We start from the raw sequence: 25,554 nt of genomic DNA, 5'->3' as shown, positions 1-25,554 counted from the left end.
TCTTCATAAATCCATTATACAATATATTTTAAATAATGCAATATATAAATTACATTTTGTTTTTTATTTTGTGCAAAAAAAGATTGGGACTTTCCCAATCTTGTAATTATCTAGTTTGATTAATCTTTCTTAAGGCTGCCTGAGCGAGTCTGAGTACGGGCGTAGGCTAGTAAGAGCAAGGTTCCTGCTATGGCAACTGTTACTCCATTGGACAGAGTTGCCACAAAGCCTTGTACAAAGACCTTATTGACCGGCTCGCTATAAATCAAAATGTCTCCAATCGGAGCGACCAAGAGCCAGACAAAAGCATTGGCCAAAAGCTGGAAGATATTGAAGTTGACGATGTCCTTCACTTCAAAAACACCTTCTGCTGCACGGATGCGATTTTTAAACAAACCAAGAATGAAACCAAAGAAGGCACTAGCGATAATCCATGACCACCAGAGACCGTAGCCAGCCATAGCATCTTTGATAACGTGACCAATCAAGCCCATCAGCAAGCCAACAAAGGGGCCGAAAACGACACTAAAGAGGGCCTGAACCGCATATTGCAGCTGAATACTGGTATTTGGAACAGGTGTTGGAATGCTAATCATTCCGATAACTACAAAAAGTGCAGCTCCAATCCCCGTTGCAACAACTTCTTTAATAGTAAACTTTGTATCTAACAATTTCTTTTTCATAATGTTCTCCTTTAGTTTTCTATACGTTTAATCTCAATATGCCATTGAGCACCGACACCAACATTATAAGCCTTGGCAAAGGAACCTTGGTTAATAGCCAAGCCTACCCGATAGAGGGAATTGATGTATAAAATTGGCTGACCGATACGAACATCCGCAAAGGACTTACCATAGGTCACTTGGTTTTGATAAACCAACATATCATTGTTGTAAATAGTGACTTCGAATCGGTCGCCAAAGCTTGGCTCCAAGGTGCAGAACTCCTCGCGCGTAATCGAAGTCCAAAGGGAACCAAAGCGAACATCCAGAATGTCAATAGCCCCACTAACCAAATTATCCGCTAGTCTCGTCTCCACAACAGGGATTTCGACAATTTCTTCGACACTCAGCTCTGGGCCAACTTCCTCAAAACTGATATGGCCACTGGCTAGCTTGGCACCTGTATAGGCATAGACATCTCGCCCGTGGAAGGTATAAGAATGCTCGGTATTCTTGCGGCGATTTTCCACTTCTGAAATCTCACGAATAGCTACAATACCGACATGCTTTTTGATAAAGGACAGAGTACCATTATCAGGTGTCACGATATATTGATTTTTACTGGTCTTAGCAACTACACTTTTCCGCTTGGAACCCACTCCCGGATCCACGACTGAAACAAAAGTCGTTCCCTCAGGCCAATAATCTACCGTCTGAAAGAGACGATAACTACCTTCAAAAATATTGTAAGGGGTGATGTCGTGGGTCAAATGATGGATTTTCAGCGTTGGTGATTCCTCCAAAGCTACTCCGATCATAGCTGACACTGCTCCATCTACCAGACCGAAGTCTGACTGCAGCACTAATATGTTGTTCATCTTATTCCTCCCAGGCCTTGAGCCTGATATTCTCCAAGTCTTCTAATCTTACCAAAATTAGGCTCTTTTCGCTAGAGCTGGAGGCATAGAATTTTTTTATAACCGTCTATTTCTCAAAGATATAGCATGCAAGCTAGTTTTTTTTCTGGATCAAACTTATGCCAGAACAATTCCTTGAGCAAGCTAGAATAGGAAAATCCAGCAACTTTCATCTGGCTTGACTTTTTATGACTGAGAGGCAGCTTTTGAACTGCGCTTTTTTACCAGATATTGGCCCAGCAGGCCACCGATTAAAGCACCTGCCACTACCATCACGATAAAACTAGCAATGGTCGGGAAATCCAACGGCAACAAAATCCGATTGATGTATTCTGCTGTCTTGCCACGCGCCACCAAGCTATCAATATAAGCTCGCCGCGCTAGCCACATGAGGATAATAGGGCCTGAATTAACAAAAGAGAAACAAACAAAGGAAAGCAGATTCAAAAATTTATTTTCGTATTTGCCCAAGCCTGCAATCGTGTCCGCCAAGAGACCGAACACCAAGCCCGGCAGACCAGCAATCATAAAATGACCAGACAGGAGGAAAAAGCCTCCCATTATTAGGCCTACTAAGCTGATCGCTCCAAATTTTTTAATCTTACTTTGCAGCAACATATAAACGCTTCCGCCAAAAACTGCAGCAAATACTGGAGCATAGAGCATATTGCCAGCATTGTCAAAAAAGTGCCCTACTAGTACTCCTATTCCGACACAGAGAAAGTAGAGCAGAGCAAAGGCTCCCGTCCATTTCAACTCTTTCAGTGTTAACGATGTCATTATTGAATCCTTTCTAATTGTGAAGTTAAAACTTCATAAAACTATTATTGCTATCATTCTCGAAAAGTATGGAAAATGTAGGCCTCACGCCTTGTAATCCTCCCGCAAAAGACGATGTTATCAAGGTTTGTATGAGGCTATTCACACTATTAAGATGCCTGCTTTTTAGGAAAGCTGGCTGCTCAGTAACGTAACCTCCCTCAGCATAGGCGAATTCCAACTAAGCTGACAAAAAGACTTCCAAATGGAAGCCTTGTCTAGCGATGACTGATCTTTCTAGTTAGGAAATCTCCCAGAAACTGGATAAAGAAGATAAGAAGCAAGAGCAAAACAGTCGCTAAAATGGTCACGTCTTGGTTGAAACGTTGATAACCGTAGGCAATCGCTACGTTCCCAAGGCCGCCTGCACCGATCGCTCCCGCCATAGCCGTTTCACCAACTAGCGAGATTAGGGTCACTGTTGTCACCCGAATCAAGTCTGGTAAGCCTTCACGCAGGTAAACACCGATGATATCCCATGAGTTAGCTCCAACCGCCTGCGCTGCTTCAATCACACCGCGGTCTAATTCTGATAGAACCACCTGCACCTGACGAGCAAAGAAAGGAAAGACTGCCAAAGATAATGGCACCAAAGCTGCTGTTGGACCAATCCCTGTTCCCACAATCATCCGTGTGAAGGGATTGATCAAGGCTAGGAGAATGATAAAGGGAATTGCCCGAAAGATGGATGTGACCTTATCCAAGATGAAAAAGGCTGTTTTATTTTCTAAAATACCGCCTGGCGCTGTCAATACTAGGAAAAGTCCAGCGATCAAGCCTAGAATCCCACCGATCAGGAAGGAAATAATTGTCATATAAAGGGTCAAATAAATCGCTGTTCCCCAGCCAGCCTGACCAGCCCAGCCCATCTTATAGACATTGGGCAAAAATGTTTTAATCAAGTCTATCAATTTAAATTCCTCCCTTAAGCACCTTTAATTCTACGCCAGCAGCTTGCAAATTGCTTTGAGCAGACGCAAGATTTTCTGCATTCCCTGACAAAATGACTACCATCTCCCCGACAGGCACATTGTCTAAAATCTCAATGTTAGCATGTAAAATATTGGCTGAAACTTGATACTGCTTGTAGATATCGTTGATAATGGCTGTATCTGTCACCGTACCAGCATACTTCAAATGCGCCAAGACAGAATCCGCTGGCAGATCTTGCACAATCTTCTGTTGATTGATTTTAACCATCGCTTCAGTGATACCTGTTGCCGTTGTGATAAAGTCTTGGGTTAATTCGTTCTGCGGATTGGTAAAGATATCCAAAACTGATCCTTCCTCGATCAATTTCCCATTCTGCATAACAGCTACACGATTAGCAATATCTTTGACAATCTGCATTTCGTGCGTGATCAGTACAATCGTCAGCCCCAACTTTTGATTCAAATCCTGAAGCAAGGCCAAAATTTGCTTAGTTGTTTTAGGATCCAATGCCGAAGTCGCTTCATCTGAAATTAAGATTTTCGGATCATTAGCCAAGGCTCTAGCAATCGCCACGCGCTGCTTCTGACCGCCAGACAGCTGAGACGGATAATTATCCGCTCGATCTTCCAGACCAACCAATTCTAAAAGTTTGCGAACCTTCTCCTCTTTTTCAGCAGCAGACAGGGAAGAGTGCTTCAAGGCAAATGCGACATTTTCCTTAGCCGTCATCTGAGCCATCAGATTGAAATGCTGGAAAATCATGCCAATATCCTTGCGCTTTTCCCGCAGTTGAGCCGCATTCAGCTGGACTGTCCCCTTGTCGTATAGGACTGTCCCATCCACAGTGATGCGACCACCAGATGGCTTCTGCAAAAGATTAATAACCCGCACCAAAGTTGACTTTCCGGCACCAGAATAACCCACGATACCGTAAATATCCCCCTGATTGATGTGAATGGTCACATCTTCAACCGCCTTGATGACACGATTTTTCTGTGTAAAAGTGACATCAATACGGTCTAATTTGATAATTTCATTGCTCATAACTTCTGATTAACTCCTTGATTAATTCAATATGGGTATAATAATCGGCAATCTTGACATTTTCATCACCACCATGATCCCGACTGTTGGCATTCCCCAAGCCAAAGGCAGCCATCGGAACTTCCAAAGCTTCAAAGACTGTATGCATGGGTCCTGTTCCTGCCGATGTCGGAAGCACCGAGATGCCTTCTGGATAAAAATCCTTGGCCAGTTCAATCACATTCAGGATAGAAGGAGCACTCATATCACTACGATAGCTCATTTCTCCCAATGTATAAGTTAATTCTACCTTATCATAGCCATTTTTGTCCAGTTGCTTGCAAATCTTGTCCAAGACATCATGGGGCTCTAAGCCCGGTACCAAGCGCACTTCCATCTTGGCAGATGCATATGCTGGGAGGATGGTTTTGACTCCTTGTCCCTGATAGCCTGAACCGAAGCCTTCAATGTTAATGGCTGGCTCAAAATAGAAGCGACGCAGAAATTCCTGCCTGTCCTCTTTCAAGACTGGAAGCTGGAGGCCGTAAATTTCCTTCAACTCTTCTGGTGTCTTCAGAGCGTACTGGGCAATCAAAGCTAGCTCTCGCTCATTGGGCTCCTGTACTTGCTCATAGATGCCCTCCACCAAAATTCGACCGTCAGCACTACGCAGGCTAGAGATAGCATCCATCAAGTACCAAGAAGCTGAATTAATGACACCGCCATAGCTAGAATGGATATCGACTTCTGCACTGCGAACAGACATATCAAAGGTGACAATGCCCTTATTCCCACCAGAAATCTCCAACTGACCTAGATTATTACGCGTGCCCTGCTCCCAGACCAGCAAATCTGCTCCCCGCAAATGTTTCTTATGTTTGGCCAGGTATTTATCCAAGTCTGTCGAAGCCGACTCCTCTGCTCCCTCCATCATGAAGATGATATTGACTGGCAGCGAACCATTCTCTCGGATATACTTACGCACTGCTGTCAAACGCGCAGTGATGTGTCCCTTGTCATCATCGACTCCGCGGCCATACATGACACCGTAGTGGACCGACAGAGTAAAGGGGTCGTTGGTCCAAGGCTGGTCATTATCGGCCGGCACCGTATCATAGTGGTGATAGAAAATGATAGTCTTGGCCTCAGGATTGTCCGACTGAAACTCTGCCAATAAAAAGGGAGCCGTGTAACTGTCATCAATCATCACTTTAGCACCTACGGCAGTGAAAATTTCTCCCAGATAGGTAGCTACCTCCTTGAGCCCAATTTGCTGGGCAAAGATAGACTTTTTAGAAATCAAAGTCCGCAACACCTCAAAATAGTGTTGGGCCACCTCATCATTTTCAAACTTTTTAATTTGTTCACTCTCAGTTGAGAAAGGCATGTGTAACTCCTACTAATCGCATCTGTTTATAGATTATCTGCTATGATTCACGAAAGAGCAAAGACTTGCTGTCATGTAAGTCCTTGACTCTGCTTTTAAAAATGGCCAAATCATCTCTGCCAATAAAAAATCTAACTAATAGCAGATAAAGGGCTGGAGAAATCCATTCCCCGCCCTTTCTATCTTCAATTATTTTCTATAAAATCTTACCAAACTGGTTGATCCATACCATCTGAAGACTCTTCAATGACTTTTTTAACTTCGTCAGTATGGTAAGCCTTGATGATTTTCTTGATGGCATCTGCCTTGTCAGATTTTTCCCAATCTTTCTTAGCAGCAATCAAGTTGTACCACAGTTTAGAATTTTCATCTGTCTTTTCTTTGTAAAGAGCGCTCTTGTAGTCAATACCAGCTTCACGAACGAAGGTATTGTTGACAACCGCTGCATCTACAGAAGTAAGAGAAGCTGCTGTTTGAGAAGCATCCAATTCAGAAATTTTCAAGTTTTTCTTGTTTTCTTTGATGTTAGCAACAGTCGCAAGCTTCGTTGAATCCACGTCCAACTTAATCAAACCAGCTGCTTGAAGAAGGTTCAAAGCACGGCTTTCATTTGTTGGGTCATTTGGTACAGCAATGCTTCCGTTTTCTGGGATATCTTTTACATCAGTATATTTGTTTTTACCATCTTTAGTACCAGAGTAAAGGCGGATTGGTGCGATATACGTATCTGCTACAGAAACCAAGTCAGCATTGTTTTCTTTATTCCAGTTTTTCAAGTAGTAGTAGTGTTGGAAGGCATTGATGTCTACATCGCCATCGCGAACTGCTTGGTTAGGCTGAGAATAGTCTGTAAATTGGGTGAACTCCAATTTAACACCTGCTTTATCCTTATCAAGGATTTCTTGAACCTTGTTCCAACGTGCTTCTTCTGTATCGCTGAGGCTCATCACACCAACTTTTACAGTCACTGTTGCACTGTCTGCTGACTTAGCGTTTTTTGATGTTGAAGACGAGCAAGCTGCCAAACCAAATGCTGCTACAGCCAAGAGTGCTGTTGCACCAAACCATTTTTTCAATTTCATGAGATAATCTCCTTATAAAATATATTTTTTTCTAATGAAAGGGTTGTAAGTTATTTCTGATTGTTTAGGGCAAAGAAAATCAGAACTTACTTAATATCCTTGGCATCTGGCAAATAAGTGCCGCCAAAGAATTCTTTTGATAATTTTTCAAGTGTTCCATCCTCGTAGAGTTCCTTGATCCGCTTGTTCATGAAGGTTTGAAGCTCTTCTTGTCCTGAAGCAAGGATCGGATAGACATACGGTTGTTGGTCACTTGGAAGTTCAATCACTTCGACATTATCTAAACCTTGGTCTTTGATGATAGTATCTACTGTGATACGTTCAAAGATCTTGTAGTCTGAGCGGCCGTCATTCAAATTAGCCAAGATTTGCTGGATTGTACCATCTGTATAGTTGATAGTTGTTGGGTTTGAACTGTGCTCTTCATTGTACCTTTCCAACTGCTTAGCTGTTGAAGTACCTTGAACAACCTCTGTAGACTTGCCTCCGATATCGTCCAACGACTTGATATTCACTCCTTTACGAACCACCAAGACGGTTGGGTTTTTAGCGTAAGGGTTGGTATAGAGGTATTTACCAGCACGGTCTTCTGAATAACTGATGTTGTTGGCACCGATTTGGTAGCGGTCACTGTCCAAGCCAGAGAAAACAGAAGCCCATTTGGTTTTGTTGAAGTTGACTTCGTACTTTTCTGAACCTTTAAAGATTTCACGAAGCACTTCAATTTCGTAACCAGTTAGTTTTCCGTCCTTATCCTCATAAGAGAAAGGCTTAGTTGTTCCAACCGTTCCGACTTCAATCGTCTTTTTCTTTGTAGTACTATCTTTACTTGCAGAAGACGAGCAGGCTACAAGCAGCCCAACTGCAAGACTTCCTACCACAGCAGTGGCAGTGTATTTCAATATTTTTTTAATATTCATATCTCTATCTCCTCCTAAAGAGCATGTTTCTATCATACCAAAAGTCGAAAGTCCTGACCATTATATATTTTTTATCAAGGTGATAGATTTTCTTTATCACTGATTCGATTATTCAAACTATTTGAAAATATCGAAATCTTGTTTTTCTATGGTAACAAAAGAAGAGGAGCTTGCCTAGTTCTTATTTTCTATGAAAGACTATAGTTATTTCTTATAGTGCTTGAGGAGGAAGAGGGCGTTTTCGACATAGTAAGGCACAGAAACTTGAAAGGCCGCATCGTCAATCGTCATGCTATCATGGTGCAGGTCAGGCGCATCTGCTGCACCATTTGAGCCGATAAAGGCAAAGACACCAGGGATTTTTTCCTGGTAGAAGGCAAAGTCTTCGCCAGCTGAAGACGGCTGAGCAGGCAGTAGCTCCCCGATATTCTGAGAATTTTTAAAAATAAGCTCGGCTAATTCTGGATCATTATAGGTCACTGGCGGAGTCTGATCCCAGACAATAGTGGCCTTAGCACCGAAGTTCTCCGCCGTATGCTCCACAATACGGATAAAATCTGCCTTCAAACGCTTTTGCAAATCAGGGTTAAAACAACGAATCGTGCCTTCAAAGAAGCCATTTTGCGGCAGAACATTCCAAGTCGCCCCAGCCTCAATGTGGGTCACAGACAAAACAACTGGCTCAAAGGGCGAAACAGTCCGAGAAACCAGAGCTTGAAGATTTTGAATCATGCTGGTCAGGGTCAGCACCGTATCCACTCCCAGGTCCGGCCGAGCCGCATGGCTGCTGACTCCCTCAACAGTCACCTTAAACTTTTCCACACCTGCCATCATAGCTCCCGCCTTCAAGGCTATTTGCCCAGCTTTTAACTGGGGCATATTGTGAAAACCGATAATCGCAGCCACATCATCCAGCAAACCCGTAGCCAGAACTTGACTGGCTCCCTGAGACGTTTCCTCGGCTGGCTGAAAAATCAGGCGAATAGTCCCCTGTAAATCTTCTTCCATAGCCTTGAGCAACTCCGCTGCCCCTAAAAGACTAGTCTGATGAAAATCATGACCGCAGGCATGCATGACACCAGGATTTTGGCTAGCGTAAGGCAGACCTGTCTTCTCTAAAATGGGCAGGGCATCAATATCTGCCCTCAAGGCAATCACTGGCTTTCCTTGACCGATTTCGGCAATCAAGCCTGTCTCTAAGCCGGAGTCCAAGATTTTTATCCCCAAGTCTTGCAAATAACGCTTTAGAAAGGCCGTCGTTTTATACTCTTGGCTAGACAACTCTGGATGCTGATGGAGATGATGACGCGTTTTTACTAATTTATCATAGAATTTTTTCATGGTAGACTCCTTTACTCTACATATCTACCCTCCAGTATAGCACAAAGCTAAGCTAGGAAACAAAATAAAATAGAGAGCAGAATGAAGCATCTGCCCTCTATTTTGGCTATTAGGATATATCGCCCTCAAAAGCTCTGACGATAGATTCATAAGAATAATCACGCTCTAGGACCCACTTGCCATCTGTTTTGACAAATTTCAACTGATAATCTCGTTCTGGTGTAAGGAGAGGACGCGAATCCATTCCAGCCATCATGTCATTAGCATAGCTCTTATCGGTAGCTTTATAGAGGTCACTCAGGCTTCCATATTCAGAACGATGTTTGTCATAAAAATCTTGACGGTAGGTATACATGGTTTTATTTAGACTGACCGTTCTCGGTTTGATCTTGATAACGATTGAATTTGGCATGTACTGCGCTACTGTGTAATCAATTTCTGAGCGTTTGGCATTACTTTTCACATAGGCATCAATGAAAGCATTGATTTCATCATCACTAAATGGATAATCATGCAATTTACGTGTAAAATCTGCTGCAAAGGCTGCTCTATAATCTTTTTTATCTTGCTCCAAATCGACGCCTAAAACCAAATCGCCTTTGTCTTTGGAGGATTTTGTCTTGGCTTCTCCTCCCAAGAAAACAGCATTGAGGTAATCAGAAGCTAATTTCTTTGATTCGTCAACGTGATTCGGATATTTCGCAGGATCAACTTTTAGTTTGATGGGTTCTGCTTTTTCATCGGAGCCATAGGATTTCTTCTCATAGTGAAGTTCATATTTCTTGCCATCTTCAACCTTAAAGACCAGATTACCAGAAAGAGTCTTTCCTTCCGCTAAGTCTTCATAGCTCAGTGTTTTAAAGTTTTCTTTGTCGTCATAGACTCCGACTGGCTGGATCTTTTCTCCCTCTGAATCATAAAAACCAATGTCTGAGGAGGAAATCATAATCTTATCATTTGTTTTATTTTTAATTTCCAAAGACAAGGCCAAGTATTTGGCATCAGCTGATCCGTTGCTTGGCATAATAAACTGACCATCCTTAATCTGGATATCAACCTGCCCATTGCTGGCTGATTTTTTGACAGTCGTTTCCTGGCTTGGCTTACCAGAATGTTTTTTATTTGGACTTGGAAGCAAGGCACAGGCTGTTAAGCTCACACTTGCCACAAGCAAGGCTGTGTATTTAAATACTTTTTTCATCATTGTCTCCTTAATTTCTTAATACTGTGACTTTTCTATTTTATCATACTTGGCTAAACTGGTAAATAGCGGTTGCATTTATCTATATATAAATGCAACTTTGCAATCGCTAGAATGACCAAGCAGATCAAATCTCTACTCCATAATAATATTTCTATGGAAAAAGCCACTTGATATGCGGAGCAAAAACGGAAATTTCTTGATGAAGTTCATTGAAGCTAGTATTTTTCACATCTGCCAAGTTTAAAGAGACCGCACTCTCCTCTTGATTTTTAGGATAGAAATATAAAATTCGACTGGTCGGTTCGGAAGATGTCAGCCTAGGTCGAGATATGTCGTATTCAATTTGCTCAATCTCCTGCCACAAGAAGTACTTCTCTCTTTTAGCAGATAAGCCTTTCAGCCTTATTCCCATCTCATCCATCTCTAAAATCGGTGGTTTATGATTCGAAACATAGCATAGAACAAACATAAAAATAGCGGTTATGCCCATTCCCCAATAGACTGGATTGAGCATATTGTTACTTTCTTCAGTAGTCTGCCTGCTTCTTTGGTCTTCTTTGCTGATAGAAGTCCTATGAACCAGTTGATTGCTACTATTTTGACTTGTTGACTCAAGGGAGGCCTTATCCATAGATACAAAAGCCATGATAAAAAAATAGCAAAGAGTAAGAGAAAGCCTATGGCATAAAATTTTGCTCCATCGCGCTGATATACTTTCATTCTATTCCTATCCTTTCCAGATATATTTCCTATATGAGAATTCCTTCCAAATGATCCAATTCATGCTGGCAGATTTGCGCTGGGAAATCCTCTAAAGCGATGGTCTTCTTCAGCCAATTCTGGTCCAGATATTCGACAGTGATTTTCTGGTAACGAATGGTTGACCGACTGCCTGTCAAAGACAGACAGCCTTCTTCCGTTTCATAAGCTCCTGATTTCTGAATGAGAACTGGATTAAACATGACCATGGGCAACATACCATACATAAAAATAATCACCCGCTTTTGGAAGCCAATCATATTGGCAGCAAGGCCAACACAAGACTCTCTATGAGCCAACAAGGTATCCAGCAAATCCTGAGCCAAGAATAAATCAGCTTTCGTGGCAGGGACTGATTTTTGCTGTAAAAAGAAAGGATCTTTCACAATTGCTTTTTGCATATTTCACCTCAAATGGAAGAGGCTGGATTCCCTATCTCAGCCTCCTTAGTTTATTTGAACACTCTCAACGCCTTGTTTACTTATTTTGCATAGCGTTCGCTAATATCTTTTGCGAGAACAAAATTTCCTAGTGTAGCTGAGCCATTTCCTGCTACAGCCGGTGTAACAATGTAATCACGCACATCTGGCACTGGCAGGTAACCATTGAGCAGGACAGTGAATTTCTCACGGACACGGTCTAGCATGTGCTGCTGCGCCATCACACCACCACCAAAGACAATGACATCCGGACGGAACGTCACCGTTGCTTGAATAGCTGCCTGCGCAATATAGTAAGCCTGAATATCCCAGACAGAGTTATTGAGCTCGATATTTTCACCACGCACACCCGTCCGCGCTTCTAAGCTAGGACCAGCTGCTAAGCCTTCCAAACAGCCCTTGTGGAAAGGACAGACGCCGTTAAAGCCTTTTTCCACATCCATCGGGTGCTGAGCTACATAGTAGTGTCCCATCTCTGGATGGCCTGTACCCCCAACAAATTCACCACGTTGGATAGCACCAGCGCCAATCCCTGTTCCAATCGTATAATAAACCAGATTTTCAATGCGACCACCAGCATTATTGCGGGCTACAACTTCACCATAAGCTGAGCTGTTGACATCTGTCGTAAAGTAGATTGGCACATTCAAAGCACGACGAAGCGCTCCCACGATATCCACATTAGCCCAATGTGGTTTTGGAGTTGTCGTAATATAGCCATATGTTTTTGAATTAGGGTCAATATCAATTGGACCGAAAGAGCCAACTGCCAGACCTGCTAAATTGTCAAAACGAGAGAAAAATTCAATTGTTTTATCTAGCGTCTCAATCGGCGTAGTTGTAGGAAACTGTGTTTTTTCTACAACATTAAAATTTTCATCGCCCACAGCACAGATAAACTTGGTTCCACCGGCTTCTAAACTTCCGTACAATTTTGTCATTTCAAACACCTCTTGTATTCTTTATACTCCATTATAGCATATTTCCATATCAGAAATGGCTCTATATTTTAGATTTTCCTCTGTAAATCTTAGCACTCAAGTAAAAAACGAACAAACATAAGTTGTTCGTTTTCCTTTGTTGACTTTCTATAGCTAAGATTAAGCTTTCACTTCAATAATCGCATCGCCTTTAGCAACAGTTCCTTCTGCTACTGGAGTCACAGAAGCATAGTCAGCTGTGTTAGTCACGATAACCATAGTCGTGTCATCCAGACCAGCTGCTGCGATTTTAGCTGAATCAAAAGTTCCAATAATATCGCCAGCTTTTACCTTAGAACCTTGAGAAACTTTTTGATCAAATCCTTCGCCATTCATAGACACTGTGTCAATACCAACGTGGATCAGGATTTCAGCACCATTAGCTGTCTTCAAACCATAAGCATGGCCTGTCGCAAAAGCAATTGTCACTTCTGCATCGGCTGGGGCATAAACGACACCTTCAGTTGGTTTGATCGCAATCCCTTGACCCATTGCTCCGCTTGAGAAAACAGGATCATTTACATCGCTCAAAGCTACTGCACTACCAACAATTGGAGAAATGATTGTTTCATTTTGGAGAGCCGCTGGAACATTACCAGTTGTTTCTTCTTCGACAAGTTTTTCAGTTTCAGCTTTTTCTTCAGCAGTTTCTTCGTCTTTGTATCCGAACATATAAGTCAGAACAAAACTCAAACCAGTTGTCAGAACAACCATAAAGATATATTGCAACAATTGACCATTCAGGTAAAGGAGTGTACCTGGAATAATTGTGATACCGAAACTTGTACCTGCAAGCCCCATAATAGAAGCTAACCAACCACCAACAGCACCAGCACCCAGTCCAATGACAAACGGTTTAACGAAGCGCAAGTTAACCCCGAAGATAGCTGGCTCAGTAATACCTAATCCTGCAGAAAGTGCTGCTGGGAATGCAAGAGCCTTGAGTTTTTTAGATTTTGTCTTCACAGCTACAGCCAAAGTCGCACCAGCCTGAGCTGTCATAGCAGCAGTGATAATCGCATTAAATGGATCTTTCCCAGTTTGAGATACCAATTGAGATTCCAGTAAGTTGAAGATGTGATGAACACCAGTTACGACAATCAGTTGATGTACTGCACCAATAATCAAACCAGCAAGACCAAACGGAAGGCTAAGAAGGAACTCTGTACCATTCAAAACATATGACTCAACAATGTGGAAGACCGGACCAATCACAAAGAGTCCCAAAATAGACATTACAAGGAAAGTAAGGAATGGAACAAGAAGAAGGTCCAAGACATCTGGAATTTTCTTGTGCAGCCATTTTTCAAATTTCGCACCAAACAAACCTACAAAGAAGGCAGGAAGCACAGAGTTTTGGTAGCCAACCACCGGAATAAAACCAAAGAAGTAAATTGGATGAGCTTTTGTTGCTGTAACTTCGCTAGCAAATTTTAGACTTCCTAGAACATCCATATTAGCAATTTTGTCTAAAATATCCTTAGAAGGATCAACAGCAAATTTAGTAGCCTGACCAGCTACATCCCAAGCATTTGGAAGTGCTGAGTTAACCATCATGAGACCAAGAACCAAACCAATGATGGGGTTCCCTCCAAAGACTCTAAAAGCTGACCAGCAAATCAAAGCTGGGAAGAAAGCGAAGGCTGTATCAGTTAATACTACTGTATAAGTATAGAAGTCAGTCGATTTGAAAGCATCCGCTGTGGTACCAAATAAAGATAAAACTTGATCCTGAGCAATTGCTCCACGAACTCCCATGAAAAGACCTGTCGCAACAATAGCTGGGAGAATTGGTACAAATACGTCACCGAATGTACGGATGGCGCGTTGGAACCAATTCCCTTGCTTAGCAGCTTCTGCTTTCATGTCATCTTTTGATGAAGTTGGCAAACCTAAGGCTACAACTTCGTCATAGATTTTATTAACCGTACCAGTACCAAAGATGATTTGGTATTGGCCTGAGTTAAAGAAAGCTCCCTGAACTTTTTCTAGATTCTCGACAGTATTTTTGTCGATCTTTCCTTCATCTTTAACCATAACGCGCAGACGAGTCGCACAGTGGGCTACACTGTTAACGTTCTCACGTCCACCCAAGGCTTCGATGACCCTTTTTGCAATTTCAGTATTGTTCATTTGCAAAAATCTCCTTATAAAAATATTGTAAAACTTTTTTGAAAGCGATTTTATCGCCTTTACGAATATTATTTTACCATGATTCAGAGATATGTCAAGCGTTTTGCAGAAAAAATATTTTTTTACTTTTAAATGTTGATTTTTCAGCAGAAAACGTTTACTATAGTAATAAGAAATAATATGATTCGGAGGACAAAAGATTGGCTTGGACGACTGAAAAACGCTACAAACGCTATGAAGACTGGACTCAGGAAGAGGTACAGCAGATCAAAGAAAACATCGCTAAATCTCCTTGGCGGGCCAGCTATCATGTGGAGCCTCAAACTGGTCTGCTCAATGACCCCAATGGCTTTTCTTACTTTGACGGCAAGTGGGTGGTTTTCTACCAAAACTTTCCTTTTGGGGCTGCCCATGGTCTCAAATGCTGGGTTCAATTAGAAAGTGATGACCTAGTTCACTTCACTGAAACCGGCCTTCGGGTGCTGCCAGATACTGCTCTGGACAGCCACGGCGCCTACTCTGGCTCTGCCATGCAGTTCGGTGACAATCTCTTTCTCTTCTATACTGGCAATGTTCGTGATGAAAATTGGGTGCGTCACCCCTATCAAATCGGTGCCTTGCTAGACAAATCAGGCAAGCTGGAAAAAATCGACAAGGTTTTGATTGAGCAGCCTGCTGAAGCAACCGACCACTTCCGCGATCCGCAGATTTTCAACTACAAAGGGCAATTCTATGCCATTGTCGGTGGGCAAAATCTAGACAAGCAAGGCTATGTCAAGCTTTACAAGGCTGTTGATAATGACTATACCAACTGGGAAGCTATTGGCGATTTAGACTTCGCAAATGACAAGACGGCCTATATGATGGAGTGTCCTAATCTAGTCTTTATCAACGACCAGCCAATCCTGCTCTATTGCCCTCAAGGTTTGTCTAAGGACGTGCTGGATTATAGCAACATTTATCCAAATATGTATAAAATAGGTCAATCGTTTGACACAAATCAAGCCGCTATGATTGATCCTAGTCCTATCCAAAATCTGGATTATGGCTTCGACTGCTACGCGACCCAAGCTTTTAACGCGCCTGACGGTCGTGCACTGGCTGTCAGCTGGCTAGGCTTGCCTGATGTCGAATACCCATCTGACCGCTTCGATCATCAAGGTGCCTTCTCTCTCGTCAAGGAATTAAGTCTGAAAGATGGCAAGCTCTACCAATACCCAGTGCCTGCTATCAAAGACTTACGAGCAGAAGAACAGCCTTTCGCTGCTTTGGCAGAAAGCAAGAACAGCTACGAACTAGAGCTAAATCTCGCTGCGGATACCGAACACGAAATCGTCCTCTTTGCAGACAAGGACGGCAAGGGGCTACGCATCAACTTCGACCTCAAGGCAGGGAAAGTGACAGTTGACCGCAGTCAGGCGGGTGATCCATTTTCTCTGGACTTTGGAACTAGCCGAAGCTGTGATATTGGCAAAGAAGCCACAAGCGCTACTATCTTCATCGATAAATCAATTTTTGAAATTTTCATCAATAAAGGAGAGAAAGTATTTTCCGGCCGTGTCTTCCCGAGAGAAGACCAGACAGGCATTGCCATTACCAAAGGCAATCCAACCGGTACTTACTATGAATTAGATTATGGTCGCAAAGCTAACTGATGTAGCAAAACTAGCAGGAGTCAGCCCTACAACTGTTTCCCGCGTCATCAACAGGAAAGGCTACTTGTCCGACAAAACGATTTCCAAGGTTGAGGCAGCCATGCGAGAATTGGCCTACAAGCCCAACAATCTGGCGCGCAGCCTCCAAGGAAAATCAGCCAAGCTAATTGGACTCATCTTCCCTAATATCAGCAATGTTTTTTACGCAGAATTGATTGGTAAATTGGAGCATGAGCTCTTTAAACAGGGTTATAAAACCATCATTTGCAATAGCGAGCATGACTCAGACAAGGAGCGTGAGTACCTTGAGATGCTCGAGGCTAATCAGGTGGATGGTATCATCTCCGGCAGTCACAATCTAGGCATCGAAGACTATAATCGCGTAACTGCTCCTATCATTTCCTTTGACCGTAACCTTTCACCAGATATTCCAGTTGTCTCCTCAGACAACTATGGCGGCGGGGTGCTGGCTGCTCAGACCTTGGTAAAGTCTGGCGCTCAAAATATCATCATGATCACCGGCAATGACAACTCCAATTCCCCAACTGGCCTGCGCCATGCTGGCTTTGCCTCTGTCCTGCCAGACGCTCCAATCATCAATGTATCCAGCGATTATTCTCCCGTCCGAAAGGAAATGGAAATCAAGCATATTTTAACCCATGAGAAGCCAGATGCTATCTTTGCTTCAGATGATTTGACAGCCATTTTAGTGATGAAAGTCGCTCAGGAGCTAGGCATCCAGATTCCTAAAGATTTAAAAATCATCGGCTACGACGGAACTTATTTTGTCGAAAATTATTATCCTCAACTAGCGACTATTAAACAGCCACTGAAGGAGATTGCCAAACTTCTGGTCGATTTACTGCTACAAAAAATTGACAAGCAAGAAGTCACAACAACCGGCTACTTCCTGCCTGTGAACCTCTTGCCTGGTAAAAGTGTGTAATTTTCATTCAATCCCTACTAAATAAGAAAATACGACTTCCAAAATGGAAGTCGTATTTTTATCTATCACGGCTGAGAAACATGGATTTCTACAACTGCTGAGTTTGGGACAAAAGTCCTGGCCTCTCAATTGTCTTTGGAATGTCGAGCAAGACGCAGTGATTGAGTGGGCTCTACTACGCTGATCTCATCAGCTTTTACAGCCCTACTCAACTGTGCGGAGGTGGGACGACGAAATCGAATTCTAACGAATTACCGATTTCTGTCCCACTCTCACTTTATTGCTTCTTTCTAAAAGCGAGCAAGCCAGCCAAGAAGGCAAGAGAACCACCTAAAATCGCCAGCAGAGAAGTTTCTGTGCCCGTTTTCGGCAAGACTTTTTCTGTCGAAGCAGTCTCAGTAGGACTTACTTTGTCCTGCTGTGGCTCTGCAGCAAGTTGTTTTTGACTCTCTGAAGATGGAGATGTAGTAGCAGATGGAACTTGAACAAGCTTATTCGACAAGCTAGGTCTAGGGCTTTGTTCTTTTTGAAGCTCCTTAACGCTGCCTTGAGACGGATTTTGCTGGATGTCTTTACTTGTATCTTGAGGCTTTTCTTCTTGAGCTGGACTCGCCTTTTTAATCCGCAAAATTATCGCTGTCAGCGGAGCTAGAGTCAATCCATTACTGTTTCTAGTGACACCTGCTGGATTTGAAATAGCAGAAACGCCTGCGCTATTGCCATCAACCACAACCTCTGCACCTGCTAGATGCTTGTAGGTTTCACCAAAGTTGAAGTTTCGCTCCTTTTTATCCGCATTGACAAAGACTGCATAAATATCGCCATTCGAAGCAACCACTTGGTAGCCAAGGACAAGGTCTTCTTTCTCAACGCCATCCTTGCCAGGCTGGGTGATGAGGGTCACATTTTGATCTACTTCTGCTTTGGAGCTGCGGGTAAAGGCGTCCGTTGATTTCCGCAGACTAATCAAGCCCCTCATATAAGCACGACTCTTGGCATTTTCTGGGAATTTCTCCGCATCAGTCGCCTTGGTCCAGTCAAAATGATTGACCGCGTCGCTCGAATCATAAGAATCATGAATGAAATACGGGTATTCAAACGGTGTGCCGTCCTCATTGGTCAACAAATGCGCTTTATTAGGAACCTTGTCTTCAGAGACAGGATATTTATAGGCAGGATCACGGAATTGCTTGGTCCGACCGTACTCTTGACCAGAGTGAATAAATGGTGTCCCTTGCGAAGTCAGCATCATCAGATTTCCCAGACGCAGGCGGCGATGAATCTCTTGATTATTGGCAGCGACTGCTGGATCTTTCTTAATCGACTGGGCAATAATATCAAAGAGGGTCAGATTATCATGGGCCGCAATGTATTGGATCACATCCCCTGGGCTATCTGCCTCAAAATTGGTTGGCTGTGCCTTGATATTCTTGAAAACATCTTCTACATTGCGCTTTCCACCAGTGATAAAGGCTGGCGTTCCTTCATTTGGATAACCCGATTTCAAGGTGTTGCGAATGTCATCTGAGAAGACAGCCACCGTGTCTGTTGACTTCATCCAAGACTGGTCAGCAGGCTGGACTGCTTTATTTTCATCACCTGCATAAGTCTTCCACCCCTCACCCAGCATAATGAGATTTGGATTGAGCTTTTTAGCTTCTTCAAAGGCTTTTTGGATGGACTCTGCATCGTGGTCTCCCATCATATCAAAACGGAAACCATCTACCTTGTACTGCTCTGTCAAATACTTGATCGAATCCACCAAGACCCGTCTGCTCATATAGTGGGTAGTACCCAAGCGGCCGCCACCAAAGCTGGTTCTCGGTGTGCCATCCGCATCCATAAAGTGGTAGTAATTGGGCTCCAAATCTTCAAAGATAGAGGTCTTGGCTGTGTGATTATAGACCACGTCCATGATAACGCCCATACCACGCTTATGAATTTCGTTAACAAGATTTTTAAATTCCTCAATGCGCTTGGCTGGATCTGTCGGTGTGCTGGAGTACATACCTGTCAGCGAGAAGTAGTTTTGCGGGTCATAACCCCAGTTATAGTTGCTGTTGCTGGAAGCGTACTTGTCCATGCGCTCAGCATTTTTTAGCTCATTGACAAAGTAATAGCTCAGAACTGGCAAGAGCTGAACATGCGTCACTCCCAAGTCTTTCAAATAATCCAATTTCTCAATGAAAGCTGAGAAGGTCCCAAATTGAGATTTCAAATCCTTTGAGATAGCTGGATCAGAGGTAAAGTCACGAACGTGCGCCTCATAAATCAAGGCATCTTCCCGCTTCTTGAAGTTTGGAATATTGGCATAGGTCAGGTCTTTCGGTCCATATTCACTTGGATCTACAAAGGCTGCCTTGGCAATCTTGTAGGCATCTCCCTTGTCCGCATCTTCATTGTTCCAAGCTGCTAAAGACTTGGCATATGGGTCCAGCACAAGAACTTTTTTGCCGCCACGGCTAATTTCATAATGATAGAAATAGCCACGATAGTCAGAAAGACCTAGCCCGCTCTCAGGCGTCAAGCTACTAGTCCATGTGCCAGACTCCCCCTTCTGCATAGCTATGCGCCCAAGAACCTTGTTCTGATCTTCTTTGTCATAGACCACTAAATCGACTTGGTCCGCACTTGGTGACCAGAAGGTCAGATCCACTTGTTTGCCCGCTTGAGAAACACGCGCGCCCAAATCACCATCATACTTGTAAAGACTGTCCTTCAACTGCCAGTTCATGCTGGTTTTGAATTGGTCATTGCCATATTTGATAAGGTAAGGTGACTGAGCTTGGTTAAAATCACCGATCAATTTTGCACTTTTATTCTTTGAATTCAGAACCACATCTTTAACAGCGACTTCTCCGCCATCTTTGTTGGTAATTTTTAGGTTTTTCAGAATGTCTTCTTTTTTAGCGTTTTCTAAGGTAGAGAAGGTCGCCTCAATTTCTGTCAGGCTAACATGCTGGGCTCCTGTCATGCGGATATCATTGACAAAGTAAGGGTTGGTATAAACCGTTGGATCCGCATCACGCAAGAAAATCTGGCTAGTTTTACCCAAATTTGCGAAATTATAATCCTGTTTTTGAATCTTCACATCATCTCCTGACTTGCTTTCATCTAAAAGCAGGAAACCAACCATCTTTGCAGCCTCTTTCAGAGGAACATCTACGTAGCGACCGTATTTCCCAGTCTTTTCAAAGTCCACGCCATCAGGCCAATTTTGACCTGGATGTTGCACATCTCCCCAGAGCCAGAGGGATTTCTTATCATACTGACCATCTGTACGATAATAATTGATCCGAAGCATTCCTTCTTTCAAGGGCTCAGAGGTATGAGGATTGTAGTCTTTGTCAAACCAAACTTCATTCATCTGAGGACTCAGCAGCTCAACTGTCTTGTCTCCCGTAATGTTTTGACCTGCCGTATTGTTGATTAAGAGACTAACCTTGCTTCTTTTCTCTGCCATCTTGACATCAAGGTAATAGCCGTAATCATCTTTTTTAGCTGTCGCAAAACTAGTCGCACCAGTCGGCCAACCTCCCTTTTGACCAGAAGGCGTTTCAACATCATCCCAAGTCCATAAGCCTAAGCTATCCAGATTCTCGGATGGTAGATTTTTGAAATGGAAACGCATATGGCCATCTGCGATAGCATCCTTTGGCAATGTCTCCGACTGATTAGTTGACGCTGGCTTTTCTTTCTCGTCAGATGCAGCTGTTTCTTTTGCTTCTTTCCCAGCTGCTTCTGGAGTCGCACTAGAGTCTACCACCTCTGTAGGTTGGGCAGCTTGACTTACTACTGCTTCAGGCTGAGTACTTTTCTCGATCTCTCCTTTTTGTTCGCTTTCTTTTTGCGCTGAACTATCCACTTCCTCAGCTTTTGCTTCATCTGCTGGCTTAGGCAAAACTTCTGAATTAGCAGCTAATACTGCTTTCGTTACTGGGCTAGTCGTAGCCTTTGTCTCATCCGCTTTGGCTAACTGAGCACCTCCAAAGAGGAAGCCGGATGCAATCACGACAGATGCTACTCCGACTTTTAAGCGACGAATCCCAAAATAATGACGCTTTTCACTGGTCCGAGACTGTAGATGATAGTTTCTTTTCATAAATAAAAAAACTCCTTTATTTTTTCCTATAGAAAATACGTATGCAAACGTTTTCTGTATTTATTATACAGATTATCTATCGAAATGTAAAGGTTTTCATAGATCATTTTTTATTCCAAAGCTTTATGTATGATTTCAGATTAGTTTTATACGAAATTCACCAGCTCTCTCTGTCTTGTTTAAGATAATGAAGCTAAATATTTCTTTAGACTCATCAAAAAAAGCTTTTCTTTCATAAAGCTTTTCTTTTAAAGTTTTTTTAATGTAGTTCAATCCCTGATTACTTTTTGGTGTTAGAATCACTACCGCTTTTCTTAGGCTATCACCTGCATTTCAATAGCACTGTCCGTTTTTTTAGAAAGATAAGATTTTCCCAAACTTTAAAGAAAATCGAACTAATCTACATAGAAAAATCTTCTATAAATTCGAGCAATTGTTAAAACAATGATTGAAAATATAGCTATTATAGACAATACTATTTTCCCAAAACTTACTTCCGAACCGATTATAAAAATGTGAAAGAGAGGTGCCAATCCTACACCTATAGCAATTAGATAACTAGCAAAGTTTATTGAACCAAGACCTGCAAAAAATGTTTCATTTTAAATACCCAACTTTTTATCTTTCATTTTATTGTGATTCTCTCTAAATCAGTTTCATTGTTTACTTCTTACCTTTTCAAAGAAATTTGATAGTAGATGTACCCCACTGAGGGCTATTACTATGTCAATTGGTAAGAAATAGTAATCCCATATAAAATGAAATAAAATCAATGATAGAAATAGAATCCAATCAATATAACTATTCTTAAAATGTTCTGCGATTTTATGATATAGAAATGCAGTAATAACTGAAATCAAAACAATCGTCATACTTATACTCTTGTAATCTGCAAATAATCCATGTATTCACCTGCTCTAAGCTCTTCCTCTTCTTAGAATTTTTCAAGTACCTTAGAGCTTTTAACAATACAATCTATTAGATACTCCCTCTTTCCTATTATATCAATTATTATTTAGTCCATAAAGTTTTTATGTAGAAATATTATACAAAAATAGACAGAAACTTTTTCAACATTATCAAGTTTACTATCAATTTAAATTTCCCCATATAGCCGTATTCAAATAGTTATTAAATCCAAAGATCTCCCTCAAAAATTCTCTTCTAAAAAATTGCTCTTTAGGAGATGTTCTATTATCTCTTTCTTTTCTTACTTAGACTGACTAGACCATTCCTCATCTCTAAAAGACCTAGTAAAAATCGTAAGAAACGAAAGCGATTTATCCTATAAACAGATATGAAAAGAGCGTTCGAGATCTAGAATACCATGAATTTATAGGGAAAGTGACCAACCTAGATCTAAGTTACCACGAATCTATAGAAAAAGTAACCAGCCGAGGCCTAAGTTGCCATGAATCTATAGGAAAAGTGATCAGCCGAGACCTACATTGCCATTAAACTATAGGAAAATTGACCAGCCGAGGTCTAGGTTGCTATGAATCTATAGGAAAAGTAGACGACCGAGGCCTAAGTTACCATGAATCTATAGGAAAAGTAACCAGCCGAGACCTAGGTCGCCGTTAACATATAGCAAGCTAGACTGGTCCAGCCATAGACCTACAGAAACTTTCTTATGATTTGTCAGCGACTGCAACTATCGAAAACCAAAAAAGCTGAGGCAGTCGTCTCAGTCTTTTTCTTCTGTTATAAATTGGCTTAAAATACCATTGATAAACTTACTTGATTTTTCATCAGAAAATTGCTTGGAAAGTTCAATGGCTTCATTGACCGCTACTCGCTCCGGAGTATCAAACTCTGTTATTTCAAAGATGCCTAATCGCAGGATATTCTTTTCCACCAAAGTTAGACGCTCAACTGTCCAGCCTGCTTTCAAGTGCTGGGCAATTTTTTTATCCAATTCTTCCTTGGACTGGAGCACCCCTGTGACCAAGTTGAGTAGAAAGGCTGGGATATTGACCTCAGCATCTGTCTCCTCTTCGTCCTTATCATAGGTATAAGCAAAGCGGCAAGACTCAATGGCGTCACCCTCATATTCCAGACTCATCAAAGCCTGAAAAGCCCGCTGACGTAGCTCTCTTCTAGATTCTAACAAAACATCAGTCATTGAGGAAATCCTCATCAAACAGATCTTTCAAATCTGGTTTTGGTGATTTTTCTGGAACAATGCCTGCCACATGGATATTAACAGCAGACAGCTCCACTTCAGCCATATCGTTCACAGCACTTTTGACTGCTTTTTGGATCGCAACTGCAACTGTTGGTACACTGATACCGTACTCCAGATAGAGGTAGATATCCACTGATATGTCGCCACTTTCATCCGTATGCAGCGCAACACCGCGTCCAAGCGTACGCATAGAAAGGCTATCGGACATGCTTTTATTTGCAAAAGAATGAACGCCCTCTACCTTAGCCGTAGCAATGGCAATAATTTTTTCCAAGACTCGTGGCGCAATAACGATTTCGCCTAATTGTTCGTTTGCCATAAGAATTCCTTTCTATATGAAAGATTGAAATTACGCACGAGAAACGTAAGTTCCTTCTGCTGTATTGATGACCAATTTTTGCCCAACTTCGATGAAGTCTGGTACGTTAACAACAAGACCTGTTTCAAGAGTTGCTGGTTTACCAGAACCTGTTACAGTAGCACCTTTGATAGATGGTTGTGTTTCTGTTACCACCAATTCAACAGTTGTAGGTACTGTCACACCGATCACCTCTGATCCGTAGAATTGGATTTTCACATCTGAGTTTTCAAGGATGAATTTCAACTCGTCCTCTACATTAACGACTGGGATTTCGTATTGGTCATAAGTCTCAGTATTCATAAAATACGCAGTACCATCCATTTGGTACAAGTATTGTGCTGGTACTGTTTCGATGATAGCTTGTTCAAATTTTTCTTCTGGACGGTAGCTAGTCTCAAATGTAGAACCAGTACGAACATCACGCAATTTCATACGCATGATAGTATTTCCCTTACCTGGTTTGTGGTGGCTTGCTTCCAACACGCGGATCAATTTACCATCTGCAGTTTCAAAAGTCATTCCAGCTCTCAGCTTGCTTGCTTCAATCATTTGTTTTTTACCTCTTTAATAAATAATTTACTCTTTATTCTACCATAAAGCTTGATAATTCTCAAATCACAATCAATTCTTTTGGAGCGAGGGTCAAGACCTCACAACCAGTCTCTGTAATCAGAAGATCATCTTCGATCCGAACGCCGTATTTGCCATCCAGATAGATGCCCGGCTCATCGGTCAAGACCATGCCAGCCTTGATTGGCTCTTCTGACTTGCCAAAGTAAGGAATCTCATGGATATCCAGACCAATCCCGTGGCCAATCCCGTGGCTGAAGTAAGGTCCGTAGCCTGCATCGTTGATAATTTGACGAGGAATCCGGTCAAAATCAATACAGCTGAGTCCAGCTTTAGCCGCTTCTATTAAGGCTTGATTGCTGCGCAGGACAATATCATAAATTTCCCGCTCTTCATCTGTCACCTGCCCCACATGAACAGTCCGTGTCATATCGCTGACATAGTGATTATAATAGCAACCAAAGTCCATAGTCAAGGTTTCACCATTTTGGATGACCTTGTCACTAGCCACACCGTGCGGCATAGCAGAACGGTAGCCCGAAGCGATGATGAAGTCAAAGGAGGCACCTGAAGCACCTAGCTGGCGCATGCGAGCATCCAAAAAGTTCATGATAGCCAGCTCTGTCGTCTGACCAGGCTTAATAAAGTCCAGCACGTCTAGGAAGGCTTGGTCAGAAATCTGGCAGGCCTTGCAAATGGTCGCGATTTCTTGTTCATCCTTGATCATGCGCAACTTTTCAATAAAACCTGTCATCGGCACCAGCTCATGACCAGCAAACACACTTTCCAGCATCTTGAAGTAAGCATAGGAAATTTCATCATCAAAACCGATTTTTTGCAGCTTGTCGTCCGCAATGATTTTAGCAATTTCACCAACCGCATCCCGCGTTTCAACAATATCAAAGCCCTCAACCACGTCCTTGGCAATCAAGGTATAACGAGAATCCGTCAGGAAAATCCGTCGTGACTTGCTAATGAAAACTGTCGCCTCTGTCCCGCTGAAACCAGTCAGATAGTAAATATTCTTCAGATTGGTTACTAGAACAGCATCGCATTCTGTCTGAGCCAAGGCTGCTTCAAATTTTTCAACTCTTGATAACATGAGAAAACCTCCGTAAAATAATCCGATTGA

The 25,554-nt window shown here is 42.3% G+C and carries 22 protein-coding genes; 2 read left to right on the top strand and 20 right to left on the bottom strand.

All coding sequences use genetic code 11. The annotated features are described in order from the left end of the window. Positions 1-119 precede the first annotated feature (119 nt). The 14 genes from O3644_RS01270 to O3644_RS01205 all read right to left on the bottom strand — a co-directional run bounded on the left by O3644_RS01270 (position 120) and on the right by O3644_RS01205 (position 14,600). Positions 120-683 (bottom strand): ECF-type riboflavin transporter substrate-binding protein, encoded by a 564-nt coding sequence (locus O3644_RS01270; protein ID WP_371594862.1) that lies wholly within the window; start codon positions 681-683, stop codon positions 120-122. 11 nt (positions 684-694) lie between these two features. Then, positions 695-1,540, bottom strand: coding sequence for an S-adenosyl-l-methionine hydroxide adenosyltransferase family protein (locus O3644_RS01265; RefSeq protein WP_062005582.1), 846 nt, complete (start codon positions 1,538-1,540; stop codon positions 695-697). A gap of 225 nt (positions 1,541-1,765) precedes the next feature. Next, positions 1,766-2,359 (bottom strand): MptD family putative ECF transporter S component, encoded by a 594-nt coding sequence (locus tag O3644_RS01260; RefSeq protein ID WP_371594861.1) that lies wholly within the window; start codon positions 2,357-2,359, stop codon positions 1,766-1,768. Positions 2,360-2,616: 257 nt separating this feature from the next. Next, a complete protein-coding gene (locus tag O3644_RS01255) occupies positions 2,617-3,309 on the bottom strand; it encodes a methionine ABC transporter permease (protein ID WP_005591809.1) in 693 nt (230 codons plus the stop codon). A 1-nt stretch (position 3,310) separates the two neighbouring features. Continuing rightward, complete coding sequence (locus O3644_RS01250) at positions 3,311-4,375, bottom strand: methionine ABC transporter ATP-binding protein (RefSeq protein ID WP_125383247.1); 1,065 nt, start codon at positions 4,373-4,375, stop codon at positions 3,311-3,313. Continuing rightward, a complete protein-coding gene (locus tag O3644_RS01245; protein WP_371594860.1) occupies positions 4,365-5,741 on the bottom strand; it encodes a M20/M25/M40 family metallo-hydrolase in 1,377 nt (458 codons plus the stop codon). Before O3644_RS01245 ends, O3644_RS01250 begins: the two co-directional genes overlap by 11 nt. Positions 5,742-5,947: 206 nt before the next feature. Further along, the gene (locus O3644_RS01240; RefSeq protein WP_125390222.1) at positions 5,948-6,823 is read right to left on the bottom strand and encodes a MetQ/NlpA family ABC transporter substrate-binding protein; all 876 of its coding nucleotides are present in this window, start codon (positions 6,821-6,823) and stop codon (positions 5,948-5,950) included. 86 nt (positions 6,824-6,909) lie between these two features. Beyond that, positions 6,910-7,743, bottom strand: a complete 834-nt coding sequence (locus tag O3644_RS01235) for a transporter substrate-binding domain-containing protein (RefSeq protein ID WP_371594859.1) — start codon at positions 7,741-7,743, stop codon at positions 6,910-6,912. 204 nt (positions 7,744-7,947) lie between these two features. Beyond that, positions 7,948-9,084, bottom strand: a complete 1,137-nt coding sequence (locus tag O3644_RS01230; RefSeq protein ID WP_371594858.1) for a M20 peptidase aminoacylase family protein — start codon at positions 9,082-9,084, stop codon at positions 7,948-7,950. A 109-nt stretch (positions 9,085-9,193) separates the two neighbouring features. Further along, positions 9,194-10,288 carry a DUF4352 domain-containing protein gene (locus O3644_RS01225; protein WP_371594857.1) on the bottom strand — a complete coding sequence of 365 codons (1,095 nt, stop codon included), beginning with the start codon at positions 10,286-10,288 and terminating at the stop codon, positions 9,194-9,196. Positions 10,289-10,439: 151 nt separating this feature from the next. Then, on the bottom strand, positions 10,440-10,934 hold the full coding sequence (locus O3644_RS01220) for a hypothetical protein (RefSeq protein ID WP_371594856.1): 495 nt from the start codon (positions 10,932-10,934) through the stop codon (positions 10,440-10,442). 103 nt (positions 10,935-11,037) lie between these two features. Further along, complete coding sequence (locus tag O3644_RS01215) at positions 11,038-11,448, bottom strand: peptide deformylase (RefSeq protein WP_371594855.1); 411 nt, start codon at positions 11,446-11,448, stop codon at positions 11,038-11,040. 80 nt (positions 11,449-11,528) lie between these two features. Next, positions 11,529-12,428, bottom strand: a complete 900-nt coding sequence (scrK, locus tag O3644_RS01210) for a fructokinase ScrK (protein WP_062123547.1) — start codon at positions 12,426-12,428, stop codon at positions 11,529-11,531. Positions 12,429-12,587: 159 nt separating this feature from the next. Next, the gene (locus O3644_RS01205; RefSeq protein WP_371594854.1) at positions 12,588-14,600 is read right to left on the bottom strand and encodes a sucrose-specific PTS transporter subunit IIBC; all 2,013 of its coding nucleotides are present in this window, start codon (positions 14,598-14,600) and stop codon (positions 12,588-12,590) included. Between the two features lie 200 nt (positions 14,601-14,800). Here O3644_RS01205 and O3644_RS01200 point away from each other — a divergent pair, with 200 nt between their 5' ends. Together O3644_RS01200 and O3644_RS01195 are read left to right on the top strand one after the other, a co-directional pair. Beyond that, complete coding sequence (locus O3644_RS01200; protein WP_371594853.1) at positions 14,801-16,255, top strand: sucrose-6-phosphate hydrolase; 1,455 nt, start codon at positions 14,801-14,803, stop codon at positions 16,253-16,255. After that, positions 16,236-17,201 (top strand): LacI family DNA-binding transcriptional regulator, encoded by a 966-nt coding sequence (locus O3644_RS01195; RefSeq protein ID WP_371594852.1) that lies wholly within the window; start codon positions 16,236-16,238, stop codon positions 17,199-17,201. Before O3644_RS01200 ends, O3644_RS01195 begins: the two co-directional genes overlap by 20 nt. A gap of 277 nt (positions 17,202-17,478) precedes the next feature. Here the strand turns inward: O3644_RS01195 and O3644_RS01190 are convergent, their stop codons facing one another. The 6 genes from O3644_RS01190 to O3644_RS01165 form a co-directional block, all read right to left on the bottom strand. Continuing rightward, the gene (locus O3644_RS01190) at positions 17,479-21,303 is read right to left on the bottom strand and encodes a pullulanase (RefSeq protein ID WP_371594851.1); all 3,825 of its coding nucleotides are present in this window, start codon (positions 21,301-21,303) and stop codon (positions 17,479-17,481) included. Positions 21,304-21,959: 656 nt separating this feature from the next. Beyond that, positions 21,960-22,175: a hypothetical protein gene (locus O3644_RS01185; RefSeq protein ID WP_371594850.1), complete on the bottom strand. Its 216-nt coding sequence runs from the start codon at positions 22,173-22,175 to the stop codon at positions 21,960-21,962. Between the two features lie 815 nt (positions 22,176-22,990). Beyond that, positions 22,991-23,428 (bottom strand): transcription antitermination factor NusB, encoded by a 438-nt coding sequence (gene nusB / locus O3644_RS01180; protein ID WP_297665347.1) that lies wholly within the window; start codon positions 23,426-23,428, stop codon positions 22,991-22,993. Beyond that, the gene (locus O3644_RS01175) at positions 23,421-23,810 is read right to left on the bottom strand and encodes an Asp23/Gls24 family envelope stress response protein (RefSeq protein WP_045500744.1); all 390 of its coding nucleotides are present in this window, start codon (positions 23,808-23,810) and stop codon (positions 23,421-23,423) included. The genes nusB and O3644_RS01175 overlap by 8 nt, the downstream gene beginning before the upstream one ends. Before the next feature lie 30 nt (positions 23,811-23,840). Next, positions 23,841-24,401: an elongation factor P gene (gene efp, locus O3644_RS01170; protein ID WP_125387389.1), complete on the bottom strand. Its 561-nt coding sequence runs from the start codon at positions 24,399-24,401 to the stop codon at positions 23,841-23,843. Between the two features lie 61 nt (positions 24,402-24,462). After that, positions 24,463-25,524: a M24 family metallopeptidase gene (locus tag O3644_RS01165; RefSeq protein WP_371594849.1), complete on the bottom strand. Its 1,062-nt coding sequence runs from the start codon at positions 25,522-25,524 to the stop codon at positions 24,463-24,465. Between the last annotated feature and the right edge of the window lie 30 nt (positions 25,525-25,554).

This window comes from Streptococcus sp. 27098_8_113 (assembly GCF_041432545.1).
Classification (GTDB): domain Bacteria; phylum Bacillota; class Bacilli; order Lactobacillales; family Streptococcaceae; genus Streptococcus.
The sequence above is the reverse complement of the archived record's forward strand: the minus strand, read 5'-3'. Positions and strand labels throughout refer to the sequence as shown.

Excerpts from the sequence above, each read along its gene's own strand:
- O3644_RS01270 (WP_371594862.1), bottom strand. The coding sequence starts at position 683 with ATGAAAAAGAAATTGTTAGATACAAAGTTTACTATTAAAGAAGTTGTT.
- O3644_RS01265 (WP_062005582.1), bottom strand. The coding sequence starts at position 1,540 with ATGAACAACATATTAGTGCTGCAGTCAGACTTCGGTCTGGTAGATGGA.
- O3644_RS01260 (WP_371594861.1), bottom strand. The coding sequence starts at position 2,359 with ATGACATCGTTAACACTGAAAGAGTTGAAATGGACGGGAGCCTTTGCT.
- O3644_RS01250 (WP_125383247.1), bottom strand. The coding sequence starts at position 4,375 with ATGAGCAATGAAATTATCAAATTAGACCGTATTGATGTCACTTTTACA.
- O3644_RS01245 (WP_371594860.1), bottom strand. The coding sequence starts at position 5,741 with ATGCCTTTCTCAACTGAGAGTGAACAAATTAAAAAGTTTGAAAATGAT.
- O3644_RS01240 (WP_125390222.1), bottom strand. The coding sequence starts at position 6,823 with ATGAAATTGAAAAAATGGTTTGGTGCAACAGCACTCTTGGCTGTAGCA.
- O3644_RS01235 (WP_371594859.1), bottom strand. The coding sequence starts at position 7,743 with ATGAATATTAAAAAAATATTGAAATACACTGCCACTGCTGTGGTAGGA.
- O3644_RS01230 (WP_371594858.1), bottom strand. The coding sequence starts at position 9,084 with ATGAAAAAATTCTATGATAAATTAGTAAAAACGCGTCATCATCTCCAT.
- O3644_RS01225 (WP_371594857.1), bottom strand. The coding sequence starts at position 10,288 with ATGATGAAAAAAGTATTTAAATACACAGCCTTGCTTGTGGCAAGTGTG.
- O3644_RS01220 (WP_371594856.1), bottom strand. The coding sequence starts at position 10,934 with ATGGCTTTTGTATCTATGGATAAGGCCTCCCTTGAGTCAACAAGTCAA.
- O3644_RS01215 (WP_371594855.1), bottom strand. The coding sequence starts at position 11,448 with ATGCAAAAAGCAATTGTGAAAGATCCTTTCTTTTTACAGCAAAAATCA.
- scrK (WP_062123547.1), bottom strand. The coding sequence starts at position 12,428 with ATGACAAAATTGTACGGAAGTTTAGAAGCCGGTGGAACCAAGTTTATC.
- O3644_RS01205 (WP_371594854.1), bottom strand. The coding sequence starts at position 14,600 with ATGAACAATACTGAAATTGCAAAAAGGGTCATCGAAGCCTTGGGTGGA.
- O3644_RS01195 (WP_371594852.1), top strand. The coding sequence starts at position 16,236 with ATGGTCGCAAAGCTAACTGATGTAGCAAAACTAGCAGGAGTCAGCCCT.
- O3644_RS01190 (WP_371594851.1), bottom strand. The coding sequence starts at position 21,303 with ATGAAAAGAAACTATCATCTACAGTCTCGGACCAGTGAAAAGCGTCAT.
- O3644_RS01185 (WP_371594850.1), bottom strand. The coding sequence starts at position 22,175 with ATGACGATTGTTTTGATTTCAGTTATTACTGCATTTCTATATCATAAA.
- nusB (WP_297665347.1), bottom strand. The coding sequence starts at position 23,428 with ATGACTGATGTTTTGTTAGAATCTAGAAGAGAGCTACGTCAGCGGGCT.
- O3644_RS01175 (WP_045500744.1), bottom strand. The coding sequence starts at position 23,810 with ATGGCAAACGAACAATTAGGCGAAATCGTTATTGCGCCACGAGTCTTG.
- efp (WP_125387389.1), bottom strand. The coding sequence starts at position 24,401 with ATGATTGAAGCAAGCAAGCTGAGAGCTGGAATGACTTTTGAAACTGCA.
- O3644_RS01165 (WP_371594849.1), bottom strand. The coding sequence starts at position 25,524 with ATGTTATCAAGAGTTGAAAAATTTGAAGCAGCCTTGGCTCAGACAGAA.